Source organism: Flaviflexus salsibiostraticola (assembly GCF_003952265.1).
Classification (GTDB): Bacteria; Actinomycetota; Actinomycetes; order Actinomycetales; family Actinomycetaceae; genus Flaviflexus; species Flaviflexus salsibiostraticola.
The window spans coordinates 1676712-1697208 of the sequence record NZ_CP034438.1 but is presented as its reverse complement, the minus strand read 5'-3'; the positions used below and the strand labels follow the sequence as shown (position 1 = coordinate 1697208).

At 64.2% G+C, this 20497-nt stretch carries 17 protein-coding genes and 1 tRNA gene; 4 read left to right on the top strand and 14 right to left on the bottom strand.

Annotation, left to right across the window (positions count from 1 at the left end):
* Position 1: 1 nt before the first annotated feature.
* From EJO69_RS07790 to EJO69_RS12330, 5 genes are all read right to left on the bottom strand, one after another.
* Positions 2-658 carry a TetR/AcrR family transcriptional regulator gene (locus EJO69_RS07790; RefSeq protein ID WP_126040763.1) on the bottom strand — a complete coding sequence of 219 codons (657 nt, stop codon included), beginning with the start codon at positions 656-658 and terminating at the stop codon, positions 2-4.
* A 108-nt stretch (positions 659-766) separates the two neighbouring features.
* Positions 767-1186 carry a (deoxy)nucleoside triphosphate pyrophosphohydrolase gene (locus EJO69_RS07785; RefSeq protein ID WP_126040760.1) on the bottom strand — a complete coding sequence of 140 codons (420 nt, stop codon included), beginning with the start codon at positions 1184-1186 and terminating at the stop codon, positions 767-769.
* A gap of 28 nt (positions 1187-1214) precedes the next feature.
* A complete protein-coding gene (locus EJO69_RS07780) occupies positions 1215-1895 on the bottom strand; it encodes a YqeB family protein (RefSeq protein WP_126040758.1) in 681 nt (226 codons plus the stop codon).
* 115 nt (positions 1896-2010) lie between these two features.
* Entirely contained in the window at positions 2011-2415 is a 405-nt protein-coding gene (locus EJO69_RS07775; RefSeq protein ID WP_126040756.1) for a hypothetical protein, read from the bottom strand.
* A gap of 260 nt (positions 2416-2675) precedes the next feature.
* Entirely contained in the window at positions 2676-3059 is a 384-nt protein-coding gene (locus EJO69_RS12330; protein ID WP_164519907.1) for a hypothetical protein, read from the bottom strand.
* Between EJO69_RS12330 and EJO69_RS07770 the strand changes: the two genes are divergently transcribed.
* Positions 3027-5957: a type ISP restriction/modification enzyme gene (locus EJO69_RS07770; RefSeq protein ID WP_164519906.1), complete on the top strand. Its 2931-nt coding sequence runs from the start codon at positions 3027-3029 to the stop codon at positions 5955-5957. The two genes, EJO69_RS12330 and EJO69_RS07770, sit on opposite strands and share 33 nt — an antisense overlap.
* 142 nt (positions 5958-6099) lie before the next feature.
* Here EJO69_RS07770 and EJO69_RS07765 read toward each other — a convergent pair whose 3' ends face one another.
* The gene (locus tag EJO69_RS07765; RefSeq protein WP_164519905.1) at positions 6100-7356 is read right to left on the bottom strand and encodes a glucose-6-phosphate dehydrogenase; all 1257 of its coding nucleotides are present in this window, start codon (positions 7354-7356) and stop codon (positions 6100-6102) included.
* A 99-nt stretch (positions 7357-7455) separates the two neighbouring features.
* Between EJO69_RS07765 and EJO69_RS07760 the strand changes: the two genes are divergently transcribed.
* Entirely contained in the window at positions 7456-9261 is a 1806-nt protein-coding gene (locus tag EJO69_RS07760; protein ID WP_126040751.1) for a glycoside hydrolase family 15 protein, read from the top strand.
* Positions 9262-9284: 23 nt separating this feature from the next.
* Here the strand turns inward: EJO69_RS07760 and EJO69_RS07755 are convergent, their stop codons facing one another.
* Both EJO69_RS07755 and EJO69_RS07750 read right to left on the bottom strand, forming a co-directional pair.
* Positions 9285-10220 (bottom strand): aldo/keto reductase, encoded by a 936-nt coding sequence (locus EJO69_RS07755; protein WP_126040749.1) that lies wholly within the window; start codon positions 10218-10220, stop codon positions 9285-9287.
* 151 nt (positions 10221-10371) lie between these two features.
* Positions 10372-10442: transfer RNA gene (locus tag EJO69_RS07750), tRNA-Gly, on the bottom strand.
* 156 nt (positions 10443-10598) lie between these two features.
* Here EJO69_RS07750 and dcd point away from each other — a divergent pair.
* Positions 10599-11177, top strand: coding sequence for a dCTP deaminase (dcd, locus tag EJO69_RS07745; RefSeq protein WP_164519904.1), 579 nt, complete (start codon positions 10599-10601; stop codon positions 11175-11177).
* 128 nt (positions 11178-11305) lie between these two features.
* Here dcd and EJO69_RS07740 read toward each other — a convergent pair whose 3' ends face one another.
* From EJO69_RS07740 to EJO69_RS07720, 5 genes are all read right to left on the bottom strand, one after another.
* Positions 11306-12268, bottom strand: coding sequence for a carbohydrate ABC transporter permease (locus EJO69_RS07740; protein WP_126040745.1), 963 nt, complete (start codon positions 12266-12268; stop codon positions 11306-11308).
* Positions 12265-13623: an ABC transporter permease gene (locus tag EJO69_RS07735; protein WP_211331391.1), complete on the bottom strand. Its 1359-nt coding sequence runs from the start codon at positions 13621-13623 to the stop codon at positions 12265-12267. Before EJO69_RS07735 ends, EJO69_RS07740 begins: the two co-directional genes overlap by 4 nt.
* 71 nt (positions 13624-13694) lie before the next feature.
* Positions 13695-15068: an ABC transporter substrate-binding protein gene (locus tag EJO69_RS07730; RefSeq protein WP_126040743.1), complete on the bottom strand. Its 1374-nt coding sequence runs from the start codon at positions 15066-15068 to the stop codon at positions 13695-13697.
* A 218-nt stretch (positions 15069-15286) separates the two neighbouring features.
* Positions 15287-15793 carry a GNAT family N-acetyltransferase gene (locus tag EJO69_RS07725; RefSeq protein WP_126040741.1) on the bottom strand — a complete coding sequence of 169 codons (507 nt, stop codon included), beginning with the start codon at positions 15791-15793 and terminating at the stop codon, positions 15287-15289.
* Between the two features lie 10 nt (positions 15794-15803).
* Complete coding sequence (locus tag EJO69_RS07720; protein WP_211331390.1) at positions 15804-16748, bottom strand: AEC family transporter; 945 nt, start codon at positions 16746-16748, stop codon at positions 15804-15806.
* A 216-nt stretch (positions 16749-16964) separates the two neighbouring features.
* On the opposite strand from EJO69_RS07720, the gene EJO69_RS12435 reads away from it, so the two are divergent.
* A complete protein-coding gene (locus EJO69_RS12435) occupies positions 16965-18095 on the top strand; it encodes a chromosomal replication initiator protein DnaA (protein ID WP_211331569.1) in 1131 nt (376 codons plus the stop codon).
* A gap of 115 nt (positions 18096-18210) precedes the next feature.
* Here EJO69_RS12435 and EJO69_RS07710 read toward each other — a convergent pair whose 3' ends face one another.
* A complete protein-coding gene (locus EJO69_RS07710; RefSeq protein ID WP_245993577.1) occupies positions 18211-20388 on the bottom strand; it encodes a (Fe-S)-binding protein in 2178 nt (725 codons plus the stop codon).
* Between the last annotated feature and the right edge of the window lie 109 nt (positions 20389-20497).

Here is a 20497-nt window from a genome sequence, read left to right as displayed (position 1 = left end):
ATCAGCGCGAGCGCTGGGCGGCGGTCTCTCCCTGGGGTACGGGCCCGAGATCAGTCGGCTCGTCCGGCATCGACCCGCCGAGGGCCTGGAGCACGTACCTCTCGGCATAGAGGAAGAACTCGGTGCGGGCCGGCTCATCCTGAGGGACGCGCCGCCCCGTCAGGGTGCCGTTGACGAGCATGATCGCCAGATCGGTGTTCTGCTCGGGGATCGTGCCGTCGGCGATCGCATCATCAAGGATCGAGCGCAGCAGATCGGAGGTCTGCCTGATGTGCTGAGCAAGCTTCCTGCCCGCGCCGGGACTGATGACGTCCTTGAGGGGCGGGCCGGGGGCCATGAGGTAGCGGCGCTCTGCGAGCAGCTGCGTCCGGACGTAGATCCGGATCCGATCGGTCGAGCTGTCGACCCCGCGCAGCATCTCCCGCGTCGTCGAGAGGTAGTTCGACATCTTCTCCTCGACGAAGGCGATGAGGAGGTCCTCTTTGTCCGTGAAGTGGTTGTAGATCGTCGTGCGGCGGATCCCCGAATGGTTCGCCACGTCCGACATCGATACGCTCTCGAAGCCGCGCTCCGTCATGAGCGCATCGAGCGTCTCCATGAGACGGCGTCGTGTCGTGCTGCGATGCTCGAGCAGGGTGCGGCCGGTGATCTTGGGCATGACGGCAGTCTACGTGTCAAGACACAAATCCGGAATACGTCGGAAAAGTCTGTGGCCGTGATGTGCGCGTCACGGGAGCGCGGTCGATGAGCCGCGTCCGGCGCGCGGTCAGAGGATGTGGTTCCCCGCCGGCAGCATCCACGAGGCCAGTTTCTTTGCGAGGGCGATGTCGCCGGGCAGCCAGTCGAGGCCGAGGGTTTCAAGGGCAGTGCACCAGCGCAGCTCGTCGTGGTCGGGGCCGCACTCCGGCTCCCCGTCGATGGTTGCCAGCCACACCCTCATCGTGTGCCGGCCGATCGGCCAATCGCCCTCCGGGCCGGGGACGATCCGGTCGAGTGTGGGGGTGACTCCGAGCTCCTCGCGGATCTCCCGGAGGCAGGCGGACTCGGGCTCCTCACCCTCCTCGACCTTTCCTCCGGGCAGCTCCCACTTGCCGGCGAGGTCCTTCGGATAGGAGCGCTGGGCGGCGAGGAGCCTGGTCGGATGCTCGAGAGAATCAACGATGGCGGCGGCGACGACGAGAGACACGCAGTCACGATACCGCAGACTGCCGGCCTCAGTTCGAGGTCGACTGGAGGCGGCGGAATTCGGTGCGGATGGAGATCCTGCTGACCCGGAGGTCGCGCGTCATGACGCCCATGCCCACGAGCTGCCGACGGAGGATCTCAGCGATGTCGGAGTTGCCTGCTCGCAGAGCCTTCATGCGGGCGCGGATGATCCGCTGGGCCGTGTCGTCGAGGAGCGTGAGGTCGGAGGTGAAGTCCTCCTCTCCCAGCTGGACGGGTGACGGGGTTGGGTAGCCGTGGTGGATAAGCGTGCATCGGAGCACCTGCGGGTTGACCGCGCCCACGCGGGCGAGTTCGGTTCCGTCCCGGCAGTAGAGGACGAGATCCTCTCCGAGGTGGATGGCGGTGATGAGGTCCTTCCGCACGCGGACATGGGCACCCTTCCACCGCAGGTGGATGTCGCGGTCCGAGACCTCGATGTGGGGCGATTCGGCGATGATCGTCGCGGCGGCGACGATGCCGAGGAGCAGTCCGATCCCGGTCATGATGAGGATCCCGATGGGCTCGCCGGGACGGCTGGCAATGCCGAAGATGCCCGAGAAGTCGCCGAGGGAGAGGAGGAATTCCACAACGAAGCCGACAAGAGCGCCGAGGAGGGCACCTGCCCCCATCAACCCCACGGTCAAGGAGAGCCGCCTTGTTCTGCCCTCGGACACCACCGTCGCGTCCATGGCACTACTCTGCCCGAGCCGACAGGGTATGGGTACCCCGAGCAGAGGGTAGTTGTACCCGCGTGCGATTCGCGTGGCCTCGGGCCGACCGTCATCGAGGCCAGGGACCGGCCGGTCAGACGACTCGTTCGATGCGATCGACGATATCCCGGGCCTCTTTGGCGCTGACGCCGGTCCACGACCTCACGTCCCTCACGGCTTCGGGCTTCTTCCGCTGCTGGAGCTTGTGGACGACGAGGAGGCGCTGCTCGGCGGAGAGCGTCGACGAACCCGCCGGAGAATGCTTCGGGGCGAGGGCATCGATGGCGGGCGCAGGAGCGACGGACGGGGTATAGACGGGAGTGAGCGTCGAGGAGTAGCCCCTCGCGGGCTCGCGCCGGCGCGGCCAGAGCGCGGCGATCAGCGAGAGCGCGGACGCGGCGAAGGAGCACGTGATGAGCGCCGGGTCGCCATCATCGCCCGCGAGGGAGTAGCCGACGAAGCCGGCGAGCAGGGCAGACAGCAGGGCGAGCAGTCTCATCGTCCACTCCTCACATCCAGGTACCGCAATTCTGGCACCAATCGGTGGAAAGGGGGAGGGGGGACTTCGCGGGGACTTAATGACGCGGGCAGACTAGGGACACCTGTCCGACATGCTCCCTGTCTTTGGGCCTTCATAAGAGAACTGGACGATAATAGTTTGTTGACGGACTTTGGTTGCGAAGAGGACTTCTGACGATGACGAGCGTGAGTATGGATGAGGGACGGTTCAGGCAAGCCTTGAGTCGGCTGGTTAGTGACCTAGCGGGCATCGACAAGGAATTGCAGATCGACAGCCGCACAAATCCAGAAGATCAGCTCAAAATACCAATAGGAAACTTCTTTACGGAATTGGCAGCGACGTTGCCGGGCAATATTAGAGCCATCACAGAACACCGCCAGGTCGAAGGTGACGTGGTTGAAGGCGTTCGACTCGACATGGCCATTAAGAGAGGGCATGGTGCGCTCGTCGGGCACGTCGAGCTTAAGGCCCCTTTGAAGGGAGCGAATCCCTACCGGAAGCAAGGATGGACCAAACACGATCGAGATCAATGGGCGAGACTCGAACACCACCCTAATCTTCTGTACTGCAATGGTTGGGAATGGACGCTCGTGCGCCACGGCGCCGGCCGTCCACTGGCTCATGTACTTCTTGCTCCATCAGCGGATCTTGAACTCCCAGATGAGCAGGTCAAGGCTCTGAGAGAGCTCCTCGCGCAGTTCCTGAGCTGGAAGCCAATGACGCCCTCCTCTCCGAGGGCGCTCGCGGAGCATCTCGCTCCATTGACGTCCTTCTTGCGTGACTCGGTCATCAGCGTCCTTCAGGAGTCTGCCAGCACGACCAGCGGGCTGCCGGTGCTGTACGAGAAATGGCAGGCCGACTTGATGCCAGGTGCGACGCATAAAGACTTTGCGGACAGTTTTGCCCAGACGTTCACCTACGCGCTCCTCCTCGCCCGGATTGAATCCGGCCAAGACGCCGACACGTTCACTGCTTCCGCGGTGACAGATTCTCTCCTCCGAAATGGGCACAAGCTGATCGGATCCGTTCTTAGGCTTATGGCGCAACCGATGAATCGCGCGCCCATAGAAGGCGCCGTTAGCCTTCTTGAATCGGTGATTGGAGCCGTCAATGCCGAGAAACTGAGCTCTCAGTCAGACCCGTGGCTTTACTTCTATGAGGACTTTCTGGCTGCTTACGATCCTAAGATGCGCAATGATGCAGGGGTTTATTACACCCCTGTCGAAGTAGTGCGGTTTCAGGTCCGCCTATTGGATGAGATTCTCAAGACACGTTTTGGACGGCAACGAGGGTTTGGGGAAGACGGGGTGAATATCCTCGACCCAGCCGCCGGGACTGGAGCATATCTGCTCGCGGTCGCCGAACGCGTTCTCAGCGACTCGAGGTCACCTCAAGCCGATGCTCGAAGTCTTGGACGGAGGCTATTCGGATTTGAACTCCTCGTCGGTCCGTATTCTGTCGCGCACTTGAGGCTGACACAGATGCTCGAGCAGACGGGTGTTGACCTCGGGCGGGATGGCGTGCAGGTCTTTCTGACAAACACGCTTACGGACCCGGGCGACATCTCCGGAGAGAACCAGCAGATCTCTTTCTGGGAGATCGAGCAGAATATTAATGAGGAAACCCGTCGGGCAGGCTTGGTCAAGAACGAGCAGACGAGGATCCGAGTCATCCTTGGAAACCCGCCATACGACCGTGGTTCGAGAGAGAAAGCGCTTGGTTCGGGTTCGGAACAATTCCCGAACGTCATTCTTGAGGAGGTTCAAGGACGACCTCCACTTCTCAACGACTTCATCGAACCCCTCCAGGAGATTGGAGCGGGCGGGCACGCGAAAAACTTGTACAACAGTTACGTCTACTTCATCCGCTGGGCGATTTGGAAGGCGTGCGAACAGCACAAGGACGAAGCAGGCGTCGTCTCTTTCATCACCTCGGCTTCGTATCTGCGAGGACCCGGGTTCGCCGGAATGCGTGAATACATGAGGAGAGTATTCGACGAGATCTGGATTGTTGACCTTGGAGGGGAGGGTCGTGGAGCTCGGAAGGAGGAGAACGTCTTCAATATCCAAACACCGGTTGCCATTTTCTTTGGCATCCAATGGGAGAAGAACTCGACCGGGACGGTGCGAAAGCACAGCGACCGAGTTCGATCAAAGGCGCAGGTCCACTACGTGCGAATTCAAGGAACACGCGACGAAAAACTTGCAGCTCTTCGAACTTTGGATTCGCCGGATAGTGGCGACCGGTGGACTCCACTGAAAGCAACCGAGTGGCATTCGAAGTTCGTGCCCGACACGGCGGCGGGGCTTGCTGAATTTGCCCCGCTGGATTGGGTTTTTCCATGGTCTCATTCAGGCGTCCAGTTCAAGCGAAAGTGGCCTATCGCTCCAACCGAACGAGCGCTCGAGAGGCGGTGGCGCACGCTGACCGGAGAAATCGATAACCTCTCGATCAATTTTCGTGAGACATCGCAAAAGACCGTTGACACAAGCGGAGAACATCTGATCAGCGGGCAACAGGTTCGGCCGCTTACCCAGGACAATTCATCGACAGCTCCTGTGCGTTATGGCTATAGGAGTTTCGATCGACAGTTCGTATACCCGGACAGCAGACTCTGTGATCGGCCGAGGCCCCAATTATGGGACTCGCTGTCCGAGCACCAGCTATATTTCGCCACGCTCACAACCACGCGCCTGGGCACGGGACCGGCGTTTACGGTCAGTCCTTACGTTCCGGATCTCGACTACTTCCGGGGATCGTTCGGGGCAAAAAACATATACCCACTTTTCCGGACTTCTGGAATTCTTGATCACAACATTTCCGCCAAGCTCCTGGGCGCTCTGGACGAAGCCTTTAAAACCAAGATAACTGCAGAAGATGTTGCACTCTATGCCTTTGGCTTGCTTGGCACGGGTGCTTACACAGCACTTTACGAAGTGGAGCTCGACGAGTCGGCGGCGAGGGTGCCGTTCACACAGGACTTCGAGTTGTTCAAGCAGGTGAGGGACTTCGGTCAAGGCCTCATCTTCGAGCAGACCTGGGGCGAGCGGTGTAGCGAACTGAACCAGTTCGGACAGCCCATCCGTGCGCGCTACAGAGGTCAAGCTGTGATCGCAACAGAGACGCCACGATCACCATATCCGGAACAGTGGAACTACGACGAAGAGGCCCGAGAGCTCGTAATCGGCGATGGAGGAGTGTTTCGAAACGTTCCGCCGGAGATTATGAGTTACAGCGTTTCGGGCATGAAGATTGTCGGCTCCTGGCTGGGTTATCGAATGAAGATACCAGCCGGCAGGTCATCATCACCACTGGACCAGATTCAAGCAGACGACTGGCAGCTTGACCGGGAGCTTCTTGAACTCCTATGGCAGGTTGAGTATCTCGTAGAGGCTGAATCTGAAGGAATCGAATTGCTCGGCAAAGTTGTCAGCGGACCATTGATTCCGGTCACCCTCCTCGGGCCGCCGACGCCTGCTGAGACGAAAGCCCCCAAGCGAAATCAGAGGGCTCTCCTCTAGTTGGTTTAGCTGAGTAGATTGTGCGCAGGGTCTGATTTTATGAGTGCCAGTTCTTCATGAATGCGTGCCAATCGGCCGTGCTGCCCGAGGTCGGCCTCAAGGCGAAATAGAGTCTCGCCCGACGAGCACCGCTCCGAAAGTGTCAGTCGATAGCGACGGTGCCCGCGGGGTACTCCTCCATTCGCGCACGGTGAAGCTTCTGCGCGATTGCCTCCATGACATCCCAGCCGAGCTCGGCCGCCTGTGCCGGGACCGCGAGGTGGTCGATCCGCTCGAGAATGCCCTTGACGACGCGGCCGTAGGCCGACATTCGCACCGGGGCGAGGTCGGTGTGGAGCGTGATCTGGGCGCAGTCCTCGCTCGCCGGGTCCGCCGCGTTGAGGGTGATCTCGACATCCTCGGTGTCGAAGGCGAGGGTGAGGGTGTTGTTCGGGTTGTCCCCGCTCCTCTTGAAGGTGACCTCGATCTGCTTGACGTCCTCGCCGAAGGCCTTGCCGGACTCGAGGGTGATTGGCACTCCCCGCCACTTCTCTGTCTCGACGTCGACGACCACCCGGAACCACGTCTCCGTCCCGTTGTCGGGATCCACGCCATCCTCGTCGACATAGGAGGGAACCCTCTCACCATCGACCTCCCCCTCGGTGTAGCGCCCCCGGCGCACCTCATCCGTGGGGCGGATCGCCCGGAGGATCTCCTCGGGTGACGTCCCGTCGTCGGCGAGGATCCGGGCGAGGGTCTGGAGGAGGTGGGACTGGAGCATATCCTCGGCCGCGCCTGTCGATTCGTAGAACTCGGCGCGCCCCTCGAGGGCGACTGTCTCGTTGTAGACGAGGCGGATCGATTCGACGTCCTCGTTCGACCAGGAGGAGGCGATGAGGCGGTTGGTCGACCGCAGCACCTTGAAGTTGAGGGTGCCGGAGGTGGCGAGGAAATGATCGACCCGGAAGATCTGCTCCTCGTCGACGAGGTCGAGGAGCTGCTGGTTGAGCTCCCGAGCATCGTCCGCGTCCGCACCGAATGGCTTCTCCATGGCGAGCGTGATGTCCTCGGCCAGTTCGGCGTCTTTGAGCGCCCTGATCGAGTCGACGGCGATCGCGGGTGACAGGGCGAAGTAGAGGACGACGTTCGAGCGTCCCTCGAGGAGATTCCTCAGGTCCTCCCGATCCGTCGCATCCGCCACGACGAACTCGGCGTCCGCGGCGAGCCGCTCCGCGACCTTCTCGTCGACGGGCGCGGCGGCGTCCCGGACGAAGGCCCGGTAGTCGTCGTGCTCGTGACGGCCGGCGCCGACGATGGTGATGTCGGCGCCGTGGACTGAGACGTATTCGGCGATGCCGGGGATGAGGAGGCGCTGCGCGAGGTCGCCCGCGCCCCCGAGGATGATCAATGTCGTAGTCATGTGACCCAGACTTCCGAACAAAGCTGGGAAGTCCCATGGAAATATCGCGCTGCGCCGAATTTCCTCTTCCTTGAGGTGTTTCGCTGTCACGATGAGCGTATGAGCACCCATCTGGAGAATTACGCCCTTCTGTCCGATATGCGCACGGCCGCCCTGGTGTCTGACGATGGCTCCATTGACTGGCTCTGCTTCCCCCGCTTCGACAGTCCCGCGGTCTTCTCCGCAATTCTCGGGGACGAATCGCATGGCAGGTGGCGGCTGGCGCCCGTCGGGGGCGAGATTCTCTCCCGGCAGTATCGAGACGGCTCCTTCGTGCTCGACACCGAGTGGCGCACCCCGACCGGCCGGGTGCTCATCACCGAGTACATGCCGACGCGAGGCAAGATGGAGGACGAATCCGACCTCATCCGCGAGGCCATCTGCCTCGAGGGCGAGGTTGAGTTGGAGATGGATTTCCGGATCCGCTTCAACTACGGGGAGTCGATCCCCTGGGTTGAGCGGACGGAGATCGACGGCAGGCCCGCCATCTATGCCGTCGCCGGTCCTGGTGCCGTCCACCTGACCGGCCCCCTTCCCGACGCGCACGGGGAGACCCATCAGGGCCGGTTCGCGGTCGGCGAGGGAGAGAGCCTCCGCTGGGACCTCATCTGGTCGCTCAGCTACGGCCCGGCCCCGACCCGCGATGACTATGAGAGGCTGCTCGAGCACACGCTCGAATACTGGCGCGACTGGTCGGAGCACATCGAGGCCGATGGGCCCTACGCCGACTACATCACCCGCTCCCTCCTCGTCCTGCGGGCCCTCACGGACCACGCCACCGGCGGGATCGTCGCCGCACCGACGACCTCACTGCCGGAGGAGTTCGGCGGCATGCGCAACTGGGACTATCGGTACACGTGGCTGAGGGACTCCGCGCTCGCCATCGAGGCCCTCATCGCCCACGGCTTCACCAAGGGAGCCATGGCCTGGCGGCTGTGGCTTCTGAGGTCGCTGGCGGGTGATGTTCATTCGCTCCGGATCATGTATGGACTCGCGGGCGAGCGCCACCTGCCCGAGTTTGAGCTGAGCCATCTCCCCGGATACGAGAATTCGGCGCCCGTCCGCATCGGCAACGGCGCGGCCGACCAGTTCCAGGGCGATGTCGTCGGCGAGGTCATGGTCGCGCTCGACAAGATGCGGGAGGCGGGCATCGATGAGGACGAGCGCTCCTGGGGCCTGCAGACCGCGCTCCTTGAGTATGCCTCGGCGAACCTCGACAGACTCGAGCACGGCATTTGGGAGATGCGGGGCGAGCTGGCCGAGTTCACGCATTCGCGGGCCATGATGTGGGCCGCGTTCGATCGGGGGATCAAGGCGGTCGAGGAGTATGGCTTCGAGGGTCCCATCGACGAATGGCGGGCCTGCCGTGACCGGCTCGCCCGAGAGATCGAGGAGAAGGGCTGGAACGAGGACATCAAGTCCTACACCCAGACCTACGGGTCGACCGAGGTCGACGCCTCCCTGCTTCAGCTGCCCCACGTCGGCTACCTCGATTACGACGATCCGCGCATGCTCTCGACCGTGGCCCGCATCGAACAGGACCTCGTCGACAGCGAGGGTTTCGTCAAGCGATACCGGACCCAGGCCGGCAAGGACGGTCTCGAGGGGGATGAGTACCCGTTCATCCTCTGCACGTTCTGGCTGGTCGAACAGTATGCGATGTCGGGGCGCAGGGACGACGCTCGCACACTCATGGATAAGGTCATCGCCGTCTCATCGCCGCTCGGGCTCTACTCCGAGGAGTACTCGACGGAGCACAAGAGGCTCGCCGGCAACTACCCGCAGGCGTTCTCCCACCTCGGCCTCATCCGCGCGGCCGACGCCGTGTCGGGCAGGGACCCCTCGAGCGGTGACTACACGGGCTGAGCCCCGCCGCGTCTGGATGGCTCCTACGGCACGTGCCACCCGGCCGCGCTGAACAGTCCATACCACTCCGCCCGGGTGAGCGGCAGGTCCGATCCCGCGGCCGCTGCTCGGACCCTGGCTGGTCTTGTCGTTCCGAGGATGACCTGCATGTCGGCCGGGTGGCGGGTGATCCACGCGGCGGCGATCGCCTCGGGCTCGACCCCATACTGCGCCGCCAAGGCGTCGATGCGCTCGGTCAGCTCAGGGTGGCGCCCCCGATCGAAGAGGACGGATTCCCCGGATCCGGACTTGAACGGCGACCAGGCCTGGATCGTGATCCCGTTGATCCGGCAGTAGTCGATCAGTCCTCCGCCATCGCGCACTGCCGCCTGGTCGGAATCCGGCGTATTCGCCGCAATCCCCTGGGCGATGATTGGGGAGTGCGTGATGGAGAGCTGGACCTGGTTGGCGACGATCGGTCGTGTCACGGCCGTCTTCAGCAGGTCGATCTGGCCCGGCGTGTGGTTGGAGACCCCGAAGTGGCGGACCTTCCCCGAGGAGTAGAGCTCGTCGAACGCTCGGGCAACCTCCTCGGGCTCGACCAGAGCATCGGGTCGATGGAGGAGGAGCATGTCGATGCGATCGGTGCCGAGCGCGCGCAGAGACCCCTCCACCTGCGTGATCAGATGGTCGTAGGAGTGGTCGTAGTACCCGCCGTCGGGCACGATCCCGACCTTCGTCTGGAGGGTAATCCGATCGCGTTCAGAGCTGCTGAGCCGGAGGGCTCGGGCGAACCGCTCCTCACACTCGTGGAGCCGGGTGCCGTAGATGTCGGCATGATCGAAGTAGTCGATCCCCGCATCGCGTGCGGATGTGACGAGCGCGCGCACCTCGTCGTCCGATAGGTCGGCGATCCGCAGGAGCCCGAGCGCCATGTTCGGCACCTGCAGGTCGGCGTGGCGCATGTGGATCGTCTTCATGTGGCCAGGTTAGCGACCCGCTTGCGGCTGGGGGCCGAATCCGACATCCGGTTTTGACATGCGAGTGGAGGGAAGAATGGACCCGGCGCATGCAAGGCGGTTGAAACGGAGGAAGCCTCGGCGACCATCGGCGCCGAGGCTTCTCGCTCTGAGCGGGTGACGGGAATCGAACCCGCGCTACCAGCTTGGGAAGCTGGAGTTCTACCATTGAACTACACCCGCGTACTGACCTATGTTATCCCCTTGCCTCTCGATCGACCAAAGTCGACTGGCGGCGGTCGGTCCCGGTATGCGTCGGTCGATGCGGATGGCACGGGCGGCTATGAGAGGTTTTCCACAACGCGGGGGCGAGCCGCTCGTTTCTGGCACACTCGATGTGTGCTTCTTTCAGACAGAGATATCCTCGCTCAGGTCGATGCGGGCCGGATCACAATCGACCCGTGGACCCCTGGCTTCGTCCAGCCGTCCTCCCTCGACATTCGGATCGACAAGTACATCCGCCTGTTCGATAACCATCGGTACTCGGTCATCGACCCCGCCGCTGAGCAGGAGGATCTGACGAGGCTTGTCGAGATCACCGATGAGCCGTTCATCCTCCACCCCGGCGAGTTCGTCCTCGGCTCGACCTATGAGAGCGTCACGCTGCCCGATGACATCGCGGCACGCCTCGAGGGTAAGTCCTCCCTGGGCCGTCTCGGCCTCCTCACCCATTCGACCGCTGGCTTCATCGACCCCGGATTCACGGGGCATATCACCCTTGAGCTGTCGAACATGGCGACGATGCCGATCAAGCTCTACCCGGGGATGAAGGTCGGCCAGCTGTGCTTCTTCCAGCTGTCCTCGCCCGCCCACGCGCCCTATGGGAATGGCGCCCACGGTTCGCGCTACCAGGGCCAGCGGGGCCCGACCGCCTCGCGCTCGTGGATCAACTTCCACAGGACCGAGATCGAGGACTGATTCTCCCACCGTCATTCTGATTGTCCGGACGGAGATCGGCAGAGTCTGATCATGCAGTGAGCGCCCCATTGGGGGCGCTCACTGCGTTCGTGTGGAAATCGGGTCGGGCACCGACCCGGCGGGGTCGCCTACTTCGTGGTGCCGGCCATGATCGCCGAGACGAAGTAGCGCTGGAAGGCGAAGTAGACGAGGAGGGGGACGACCATCGACACGAATGCTCCGGCGGAGAGGATGTCGATGTTCGAAGAGAACTGTCGCAGCTGGGATTGGATTGCCACCGTGATCGGTTGGGATCCTGGCCCGGCGAAGATGAGGGCGACGAGCATGTCGTTCCACGACCAGAGGAACTGGAAGATCGCCAGCGACGCGATCGCGGGCATGGCGAGCGGCAGCGCCACCTGGAGGAAAATCCTCATCTCAGATGCTCCGTCGATGCGGGCCGCCTCGAGCATCTCCTCGCTGATGTTCGTGAAGTAGTTCCGCAGAAGGAACACGGCGAACGGTAACCCGAAGGCGATGTGGAAGAGGATGACGGCGGCGTAGGTCCCGAAGATCCCGATGCTGCCGAAGAGGCGGGCAAGCGGGATGAAGGCAACCTGGAGGGGCACCGCCATGAGGGCGACGACGCCGATGAGGACCCAGTCCCGGCCCGGGAAGTCGATCCACGCCAGTGCATAACCCGCCATGGCGCCGATCGCGACGACCGCAAGGGTCGTGGGCACGACGATGATGATCGTGTTGACAAGGGATTGCACCATCGTGTCGTTGCCGAGCAGTGATCGGTAGTTGTCGATCGTCAGCTCGTGGCTCTTGAAGAAGACTGTCCACCAACCCGAGGTGGCGTTCGCCTGGGAGGAGCGGAGCGAGGAGAAGAAGAGCCCGATCGTCGGTACAAGCCACATGAGGGCGACGATGACGAGGATGGCGTTGACGAGCGAGTTGTTGAAGAGTGCGACGATCCTGCCGCCCACGGTCTTCTTCCGCTCGCCCGCCATCATCGACCGGCCCGAGCCCTTCGGCTTGACCTTCCGCTGCGTCTCGCCCTGCTCGGAGCGATCGGCGATCTCCCGCTCGACGTCTGACGTGGTCATGAGTTGCCTCCCCTGCGGAAGTTGCGGATGTTGATGAGCATGAACGGGATGACGAGGAGAAGCAGGACGATGGCGAGTGCCGAGCCGAGGCCCTGATCGTTGCCGCCTCCGAAGGACACGGTCCACATCCGGGTCGCGAGCACATCGGCCGCGTTCTTCGAGGCTCCTGGCGGTATGACGTAGACGAGATCGAAGATCTTGAGGACGTTGATCATGAGGGTGACGATGACGACCGTGAGGACCGGCATGAGCTGCGGGACGGTGATGTGCCGGAACACCTGCCATTCGGATGCGCCATCTGTTCTCGCGGCCTCCTGCAGCGACCGATCGACGGCGGCCAGGCCCGAGCCGATCATGACCATCGCGAAGCCCGCCCAGATCCACACGTAGGCGAGGATCATGACGGGGGTGATGAGGTCCGGGCCGAGCCAGTTGATGCCGGTCGGGCCCGAGGTGAAGTTCGTGGCCGGGACGCGAATGGTCAGCGGCTCTGACACGTCCTCGAAGACGAACGTGCCGTCATCCTCTGTCGTCGTCTCCCACACGTCCCCGCTTCGGTTGATCGCCTCGACGGTGATCCCGCCCAGGCCGGGTTTGTCCGCATCGATCTGACCATTCTCACCGCCGCCGCCTCGGACGAAGTCGAGCCAGATGGTGCCGGTGATCGTCCCGTCCGCGGGCTGTGCCTCGACGGCCGGTGTCGGATCATCGCCGACATGCTCGGGGGCGATGCCGATGAGGGGGATGAGCGCTACCTCGCCGGGCGCGAACTCGCCCGTCGACATGATCTCGGCGCCGGTCCCGCCCTGCTGCTCGAAGCTCGAGAATTCAGGGCCCTCTCTGAGGCGCGCCTCTGGATAGTGGGACCCCGACGAGAAGACCTCCTGAACCGTGACGGTCACGGCGTTGGCGAGGCCGATCTCGGGGTTCTGCTGGAAGACCGTCCGGAAGATGATGCCGGCGGCCAGCATCGAGATCGCCATCGGCATGAAGATGATGAGCTTGAAGGCGGTCGACCAGGCGATCTTCTCCATGAGGACGGCGAAGATGAGGCCGAGGACCGTGCAGACAAGGGGCGCGACGAGCACCCAGATGAGATTGTTCTTGAACGCGGTGAAGGTCTGCGGGTCGGTGAAGACCCGCACGTAGTTGCCGACACCGACGAAGTCCTCGCCGTTGCGGGAATAGGTCGACCGGACGATCGAGTAGCCGATCGGATAGACGACGAAGACGGTGAGGAAGAAGATCGCCGGCCCGAGCAGGATGGCGAGCAGCCACCGATTCTGCGTCGTCATCGGTGCCTTGCCGCGCAGCTTCTTCCCTGCCGGCTTCTGAGTGACTGCGGTGTTCGACATGGGTACCTCTATCGGGCGCGATGCGCCGACGCGGGGCGGGGCGCACGCATGCGCCCCGCCCCTGTTCGAAATCAGCCGCCGTAGGCGGAGACGGCCGCGTCCTCGAGGGCCTGTGCGGTGCCCTCGATGTCATCCGGGTTCTGGTAGAACTCGATGAGCAGCTGCCACATGCCCTCGCCCTCGGTGCCGCCAAAGGCGGACGGGGTGAGGTCGGAGAGGTCGAACCGGAAGACCTCGGCGGAGGTCAGCTGTTCGGCGATGGCAAGAGAGACATCGTCCGGGTACAGGTCCATGTCGGCGTTCTGGTTCGGCGAGGTGAAGCCGCCGAGCTCGATCCAGATGTTCGCCGCATCGGGCGAGGCCAGGTAGGACATGAGCGCCATCGTGCCCTCGTCGTCGTTGAAGGCGATCGCGACGTTGCCGGCGCCCATGACGGCGTCGGGGGAGTCGTTGATCGACGGGAACGGGTAGAAGTTGGCATCCTCGCCGACGACCGAGTCCGTCTGTTCGGCGATGTTGCCGGCGACGAAGTCGCCCTCATAGACCGTGCCGGCCTGCGGCGGGTCAGAGAACACCGCGGTGACCGAGTCGGGGAAGGAGCGCTGGGCGCCGCCCGACAGGAGGAGCGTGTCATCGCCCCACAGTCCGCCGAGGACCTCGAGGGCCTCGATGACGGAGTCATCGGTCCACGGGATCTCGTGCGCCGCCAGCTGGTCGTACATCTCCGGGCCTGCCGTGCGCAGGTAGACGTTCTCGAACCAGTCTGTCAGCGGCCAGCCGACATCGGCGCCGACCGCGAGCCCGGGAACGCCCGAATCGGAGACGACCTGAAGAGCACTCGTGAAGTCTTCCCACGTCTCGGGGATCTCGGCACCGGCATCTTCATAGACCCCGACGTTGTACCAGACCGTCGACTTGTTGGCCGCCTTGAACCAGACGCCGTAGAGCTCATCGTCGTAGGTCGACAGATCCTTCCACGTGTCCGCGTAGTTCTCCTCAACCGTCGAGACGACGTCATCCGTGAGAGGGACGATGTCGCCCGATTCGACAAGCTGGTCGACCAGGCCGGGCTGGGGCACGAGCGCGATATCTGGGGCGCCGCCACCCTCGATCTGCGTGCCGAGCGCGGTCGAGACGTTGTTGCCGAGCGACTGGTAGGTCACTGTCGCCCCGGTCTCCTGCTCGAAGAAGGCGAGAACCTCTTCGAAGTTCTCCTGCTCGGCGCCGGACCAGTCGGATGCGACATCGAGCGTCTGCCCCGACAGATCTGGGTAGTCTCCGCTGGCCTCCCCGGTCGAGTCACCATCGTCGGTGCCCTCCGTGTCCTCGGCTGTGGTCTCGGAATCGGTCCCTCGGGTCTCCGTATCCTCCGCATCCCCGCCGCAGGCGGCGAGGAGCATGGATGCTGACACGAGGGCGGCTGCTGCTTTCATGCGTCGTCGCATGGTACCTCCCAAAAGGAAATGGTGTGAGATCGTCCACACCCTGACACGGCCAGGTTAAACCCTTATGACTGTGATTCAAAGAGGAAATGAGAACATGTCGCCGCGTGAAGCACAGTTTGACGTCGAAAACCCCGCTTTGTCATGCGGTGGCCCGAATGCGTCACGGCGCCCCGGGTCGGCTGTGTCGTGGCCCGGTTGAACCGCCTGGCGGGAGAGAGTCAGAGGCCGGTCCCCGGCCACGGATCGGTGGCCAGACGCCCGCAGGTGATGACATCGATCCGCTCGCCCTCGACGAGGAACTTCTCGCGCTCGCGGCCCTCGATGACGAAGCCGGCACGCTCGGCAACTCGTGCGGAGGCGGGGTTATCGACCCGAAAGCCGAGCTCGAGGCGATGGAGGTCGTCCTGCAGGAGATCGTTGCAGAAGTCCCGCACGAGCTGGGAGGTGATGCCCGCGCCCCGGGCGCGGGCATGTGCCCAGTAGAAGATCCAGGCGCTCGCATTGGCGCGGTCGAGTTGGGCGCCGGCGAGGGCAAGGACCCGGTCGGTGTCACGGTCGGCGGCGACGCGGGTGCGGAAGCCCTCGCCCAGGAGTCGGCCGACGTAGAGCTGGGCCGTCTCCATCGACACGACGTGGCCCTGGCGGTCCATGTCATCGCTCGATCGGAAGGCCTCGAGGACACCGTCCGCATCACCCATGCCAAGATCCCTGCTGCGCCAGTCCATGAGAGTCAGGCTATGCCACGAGGAGGGCGGCGATCGCGTTGAAGGTGATGAAGCCGGCGGCGGTCGAGGTGAGGATGACCGAGGCGACGACGGCGTTGTCGGCGCCGAAGCGCTCGGCGAGGATCGAGGAGTTCGCGGCGGTGGGCAGGGCTGCGATGAGGACGAGGGCGGTGAGCTCCTCGAATGGCCCTGCGAGCCCGACGGCCTGGCCGATGAGCCAGACGGCGGCGGGCAGGGCCAGGAGCTTGACCGCGGTGAGCCAGCCGATGTACGCCTGCGTCGCGCGGCTCGTGATCCCCGTGGCGGTTGCCTGCTCTCGGGCGAGGACGCCCCCGATCGTGAAGAGGGCTGTGGGGGTCGCCGCATCGGCGAGGAGCGAGATGGTCTGATCGATGGGACCCGGCATCGACCATCCGGTGGTGCCCCATGCCGCGCCGGCGACGATCGCCCAGACGAGGGGGTTGGCAAGGACCTGGCGGGCCGTGCCCGCCGCCTTCCTCCATCGCGGTGTCCCCGCCCCAATGCCGCGCTGTGCGAGGGCGATGACGAGGGATTGGATGACAACGATGTCGATGATCATGACGGGCATGAGCGGCCCGAGGGCGTCTGCTCCGAGGAGGGCGATGAGGAGGGGAATCCCCATGAACCCCATGTTCGGAGAGGCGGTGGCCAGGCCGCCGAAGGAGGCGTCGCGCCAGCTGACCCCGGCTTTGAGCCCGGGCACGATCGCGAGCGCGAGGCAGATGAGCGCGGCTCCGAGCCAGGTCGCCATCACCCACGGGTTGAGGAGGTCGGCTGTGGGGGTCTGGGATCCGAGCCGGAACAGCATCGCGGTCAGCGCAAAATAGAGGACGAAGGTGTTGAGGCCGGGCAGCGCCGCCATCGGCAGCAGCCCGAACCGGGCGGCGAGATATCCGAGGAGGATGAGCGCGAAGAACGGCGCACTCACTGCCACGACATCCACTGTGCACCGCCTTCTCCCCGCACCAGTATGCCGAAATGCGGTCAACCTGTCAGAGCGAGGGCGAAGGAACCAGCGGGTGGGATGGCCCGCGTGGGTCGGCTCGTGTTCACATGGCGGAGTTCCGTGCCTGTCATCGCCGCCGATCCTGTTTGGGAGTAGCCTGGCCTTTACCGACCGAGGCTATGCCAGCACGATGGAAGTGTAGACATGTCAGACAATACCGAGGGTCGCCGACCGGGCGACGAAGGCCACGATTCCGACCCGCCGGAGCAGGCGTACGACAGTGCTCCCGAATCCACGGGTGAGGCCCGCTGGGGCCAGCGCGACGACACCGAGGCTTTCCAGCCGGACGCGGGCCGCGACGATACCCAGTTCCAGCCCGGCTATGGCGACAGCACGCAGGCCTACCCGCAGGGCTACGGCCAAACGCAGGATCCCTACCAGTCCTACGGGGCGCAGTCCTTCCCGCCCGAGGGTCAGCAGTACCCGCCGAGCCAGCCGACTCAGGCGTATCCCTACGGATCCCCGCATTACGGCCAGCCGGCACAGGATGGCCCGCAGGGTCAGCAGGATTACGGACAGCCCGGCTATGGACAGCCCTATGGCCAGCCCGGCCACGGGGCACCCCAGTACGGCCAGCAGGGGTACGGCCACGAGGGACATCCCGGCCAGCCGGGCGCCTACCCAGCCGGGTATAACGGCGGATATCCGCCGTACGGCGGTTACGGCCAGCCGCAGAAGAGCCGCGGACCTCTCGTCGCCTGGATCGTCCTCGCGGTCCTGCTCTTCATCGCGATCGTCGTCGGCATCCTCTTCGGCACGGGGGTCCTCGGTGGGGACGATCCCAACCCCGCGGCGGAAGAGACTCTCATCCTCGACCCGACGACGGACACTCCGACGACGGACGCGCCGCGGACGACCGAGCCGACCTCAGACACGCCGTTCACCTACGGTGACGATGCTGAGCTCGATTCGCTGTGGGATGCCTGCGCCGAGGGCGACATGGTGGCGTGCGATGAGCTGTACTTCTCCTCGGGCTTCGACACGGAGTACGAGGAGTTCGGCAGCACGTGCGGCCGCACCCAAGACGACGCGACTGCGCTGTGCGCCACCGACGTCGAGACGGGTACACCCGTCACGACGTACGGCGATGATCCCATGCTCGATGAGATGTGGGATGCGTGCGAGGCCGGCGACTTCGAGGCGTGCGATGAGCTGTGGTGGAACAGCGCGATCGACAGCGATTACGAGGCGTTCGCCGAGACCTGCGGCGGACGTACAGAGGGTTCGCTCGCGGACTGCGTGACCCGCTACGAGTCGGGCGAGATCCAGCCGTAGCCACACGACGAACTGAAAGAGTCAGCCGCGCCTTCGGGCGCGGCTGACTCATGTCGAAGGGTCGTTGCGTGGTGGGTTGCCGGAGCGTGTTCGGGTATCCAGAGCCCTGAGAGGCCTAGGACTCCTGACCGCGCCGGACGCCCTCGAGGAGGAGGAGCGACACGTCCTTGACCTCGATATCGGCCCCTTCGCCGCGGACGCCATCGTTCAGCATCGTGGTGCAGAAGGGGCAGGCGGTCGCGATGACCTCGGCCCCGGTTGCCATCGCCTGCCTCGTCCTCATCGCCGAGATGGGCTCACCATTCTTGTCCTCGAAGAAGGCGTGGGCGCCGCCCGCGCCGCAGCACATGGCGCGCTCGCGCGTCAGCTCCATTTCCCTGACGTCGCCGAGCAGCTCGCGGGGCGGACTGTAGATGTTGTTGTGGCGGCCGAGGAAGCAGGGGTCGTGATAGGTGATGGTCTTCCGCTCCTCCTCTGAGGGTGGGACCGGCGTCAGCCTGCCATCGCGCACGAGGCGGTTGAGCAGCTGGGTGTGGTGGAGAACCGTGTAGTGGCCGCCGAGCTGCGGGTATTCCTTGGCGATCGTGTTGAAGCAGTGGGCGCAGGAGACGACGATCTTCGTCGCCCCGACCTCGTTGAGCGTCTCAATGTTCTGCTCGGCCAGCATCTGGAAGAGCACCTCGTTGCCGGCGCGCCGGGCAGGGTCGCCCGTGCAGGACTCACCGTCCCCGAGGACGGCGAACGACACGCCCGCGGTGTGGAGGAGTTCGGCGACCGCGGCCGAGGTCTTCTTCGCCCGATCGTCGAACGCGCCGGCGCAGCCGACCCAGAACAGGTAGTCGACGTCGGCCGCCGACTCGACGTCGACCCCGACCTGCGGGACCTCGAAGTCAAGACCCTTCGCCCAGTCGAGCCTCTTGCGGGGATTGAGGCCCCACGGGTTGCCCTTGTTCTCCATGCCGGTGAACATCTTGCCGAGCTCGGCGGGGAAGGCCGATTCCATGAGGACCTGGTTGCGGCGCAGGCCGATGATGAGGTCGAGATGCTCGATATCGACGGGGCACTGATCGACGCACGCGCCGCACATCGTGCAGCCCCACAGCACATCGGGGGTCACGACATTCGGCATGAGGGGGGCATCGGGTGTCCGCTCGATGTGCTCGCCGATCGCATCGGCGTCGAGGAGGGCGCCGAGCAGGTCCCCACTGTGGACATCCTCGAGCGAGGCGGCGGCCTTCGCGAACGGCGCCGAGGCGAAGGCATGGTCGCGCACCGTCGTGACGAGAAGCTTGGGGGAGAGCGGCTTGGCCGAGTTCCAGGCGGGGCACAGATCCTGGCAGCGTCCGCATTCCGTACACGTCGCGGTGTCGAGGAGACCCTTCCACGAGATGTCGGAGACGGTGGAGATGCCGAGTGTCGCATCCTCATCGAGATCCTCGACGCTGTCCATCCGCAGCGGCGTGCCGTCGACGTAGAGATCGGGCAGCGGCCCGAGGGCCGGCCCGCCATCGGCATTGGTCTGCGCGTAGACGTTGACGAGCGCGAGGAAGCGGTGCCACGCGACACCCATCGACGGGACGAGGCCGATGACGACGAGCCAGGCGAGGGACATGGCGAGCTTGAGGGCGGAGACGATCGTGATGATCCAGCCGAGCGCGGCCTGGGAGAGGCCGCCCATGAGCGACCCGATCCAGAACGTCAGGGGGAAGTCGATGACGTCGCCGCCGAGGTAGGCGTAGTCGGCTCCGCGGATGATGATGACGCAGGCGACGACGCCGACGATCGTGAACTCGACGTAGCGGGCCTGCCAGTTGACGGAGCCGAAGAACCGGGATGTCGTCGGGAATCCGTCGCCGGTCTCGAGAACGTCCGTGGGCTCGCCGCGTCGGCCCGTCCGGGTGCGGACGAGGGTGAGGTGGATGCCGCCGATGAGGCCGGCCCACGCGAAGGCCTCGACGAGCCAGCCCCACGGGGCGAAGTCGCCGAGCACCGGCATCGTCCACCCCGGATCGGCGAGCTGGAAGAAGGCGGTGATGAGGGTGAAGGCAAGGATGGGGAAGGACAGCATGACCACCCAGTGGGCCGCGCGGACCCAGGGCCGATGCTTGAACTGCTCGTGGGAGAGGGTCTCCTTGACGACCCGCCACAGGCGGGGGCCGACCGGCGTCAGGCGGTCGGGCGCCGAGGTGCCCATGCGGGTCATTCCGACGATCCGCAGAAGCCCGCGCACGAAGACCGCGACGCAGATGGCAGCGATGGCACCGACGATGGCAAGAGACCAGGTAGGGAGCACGGTGGCCTTTCTGAGAGATGTCCTTGTCTCAAATTAGCCTGTCCCTGCGCAATTGTTAAAGATGTTAGAAGTCTGACAGGGAGTGCGACAATGTGTCGGTTAAAGTGAA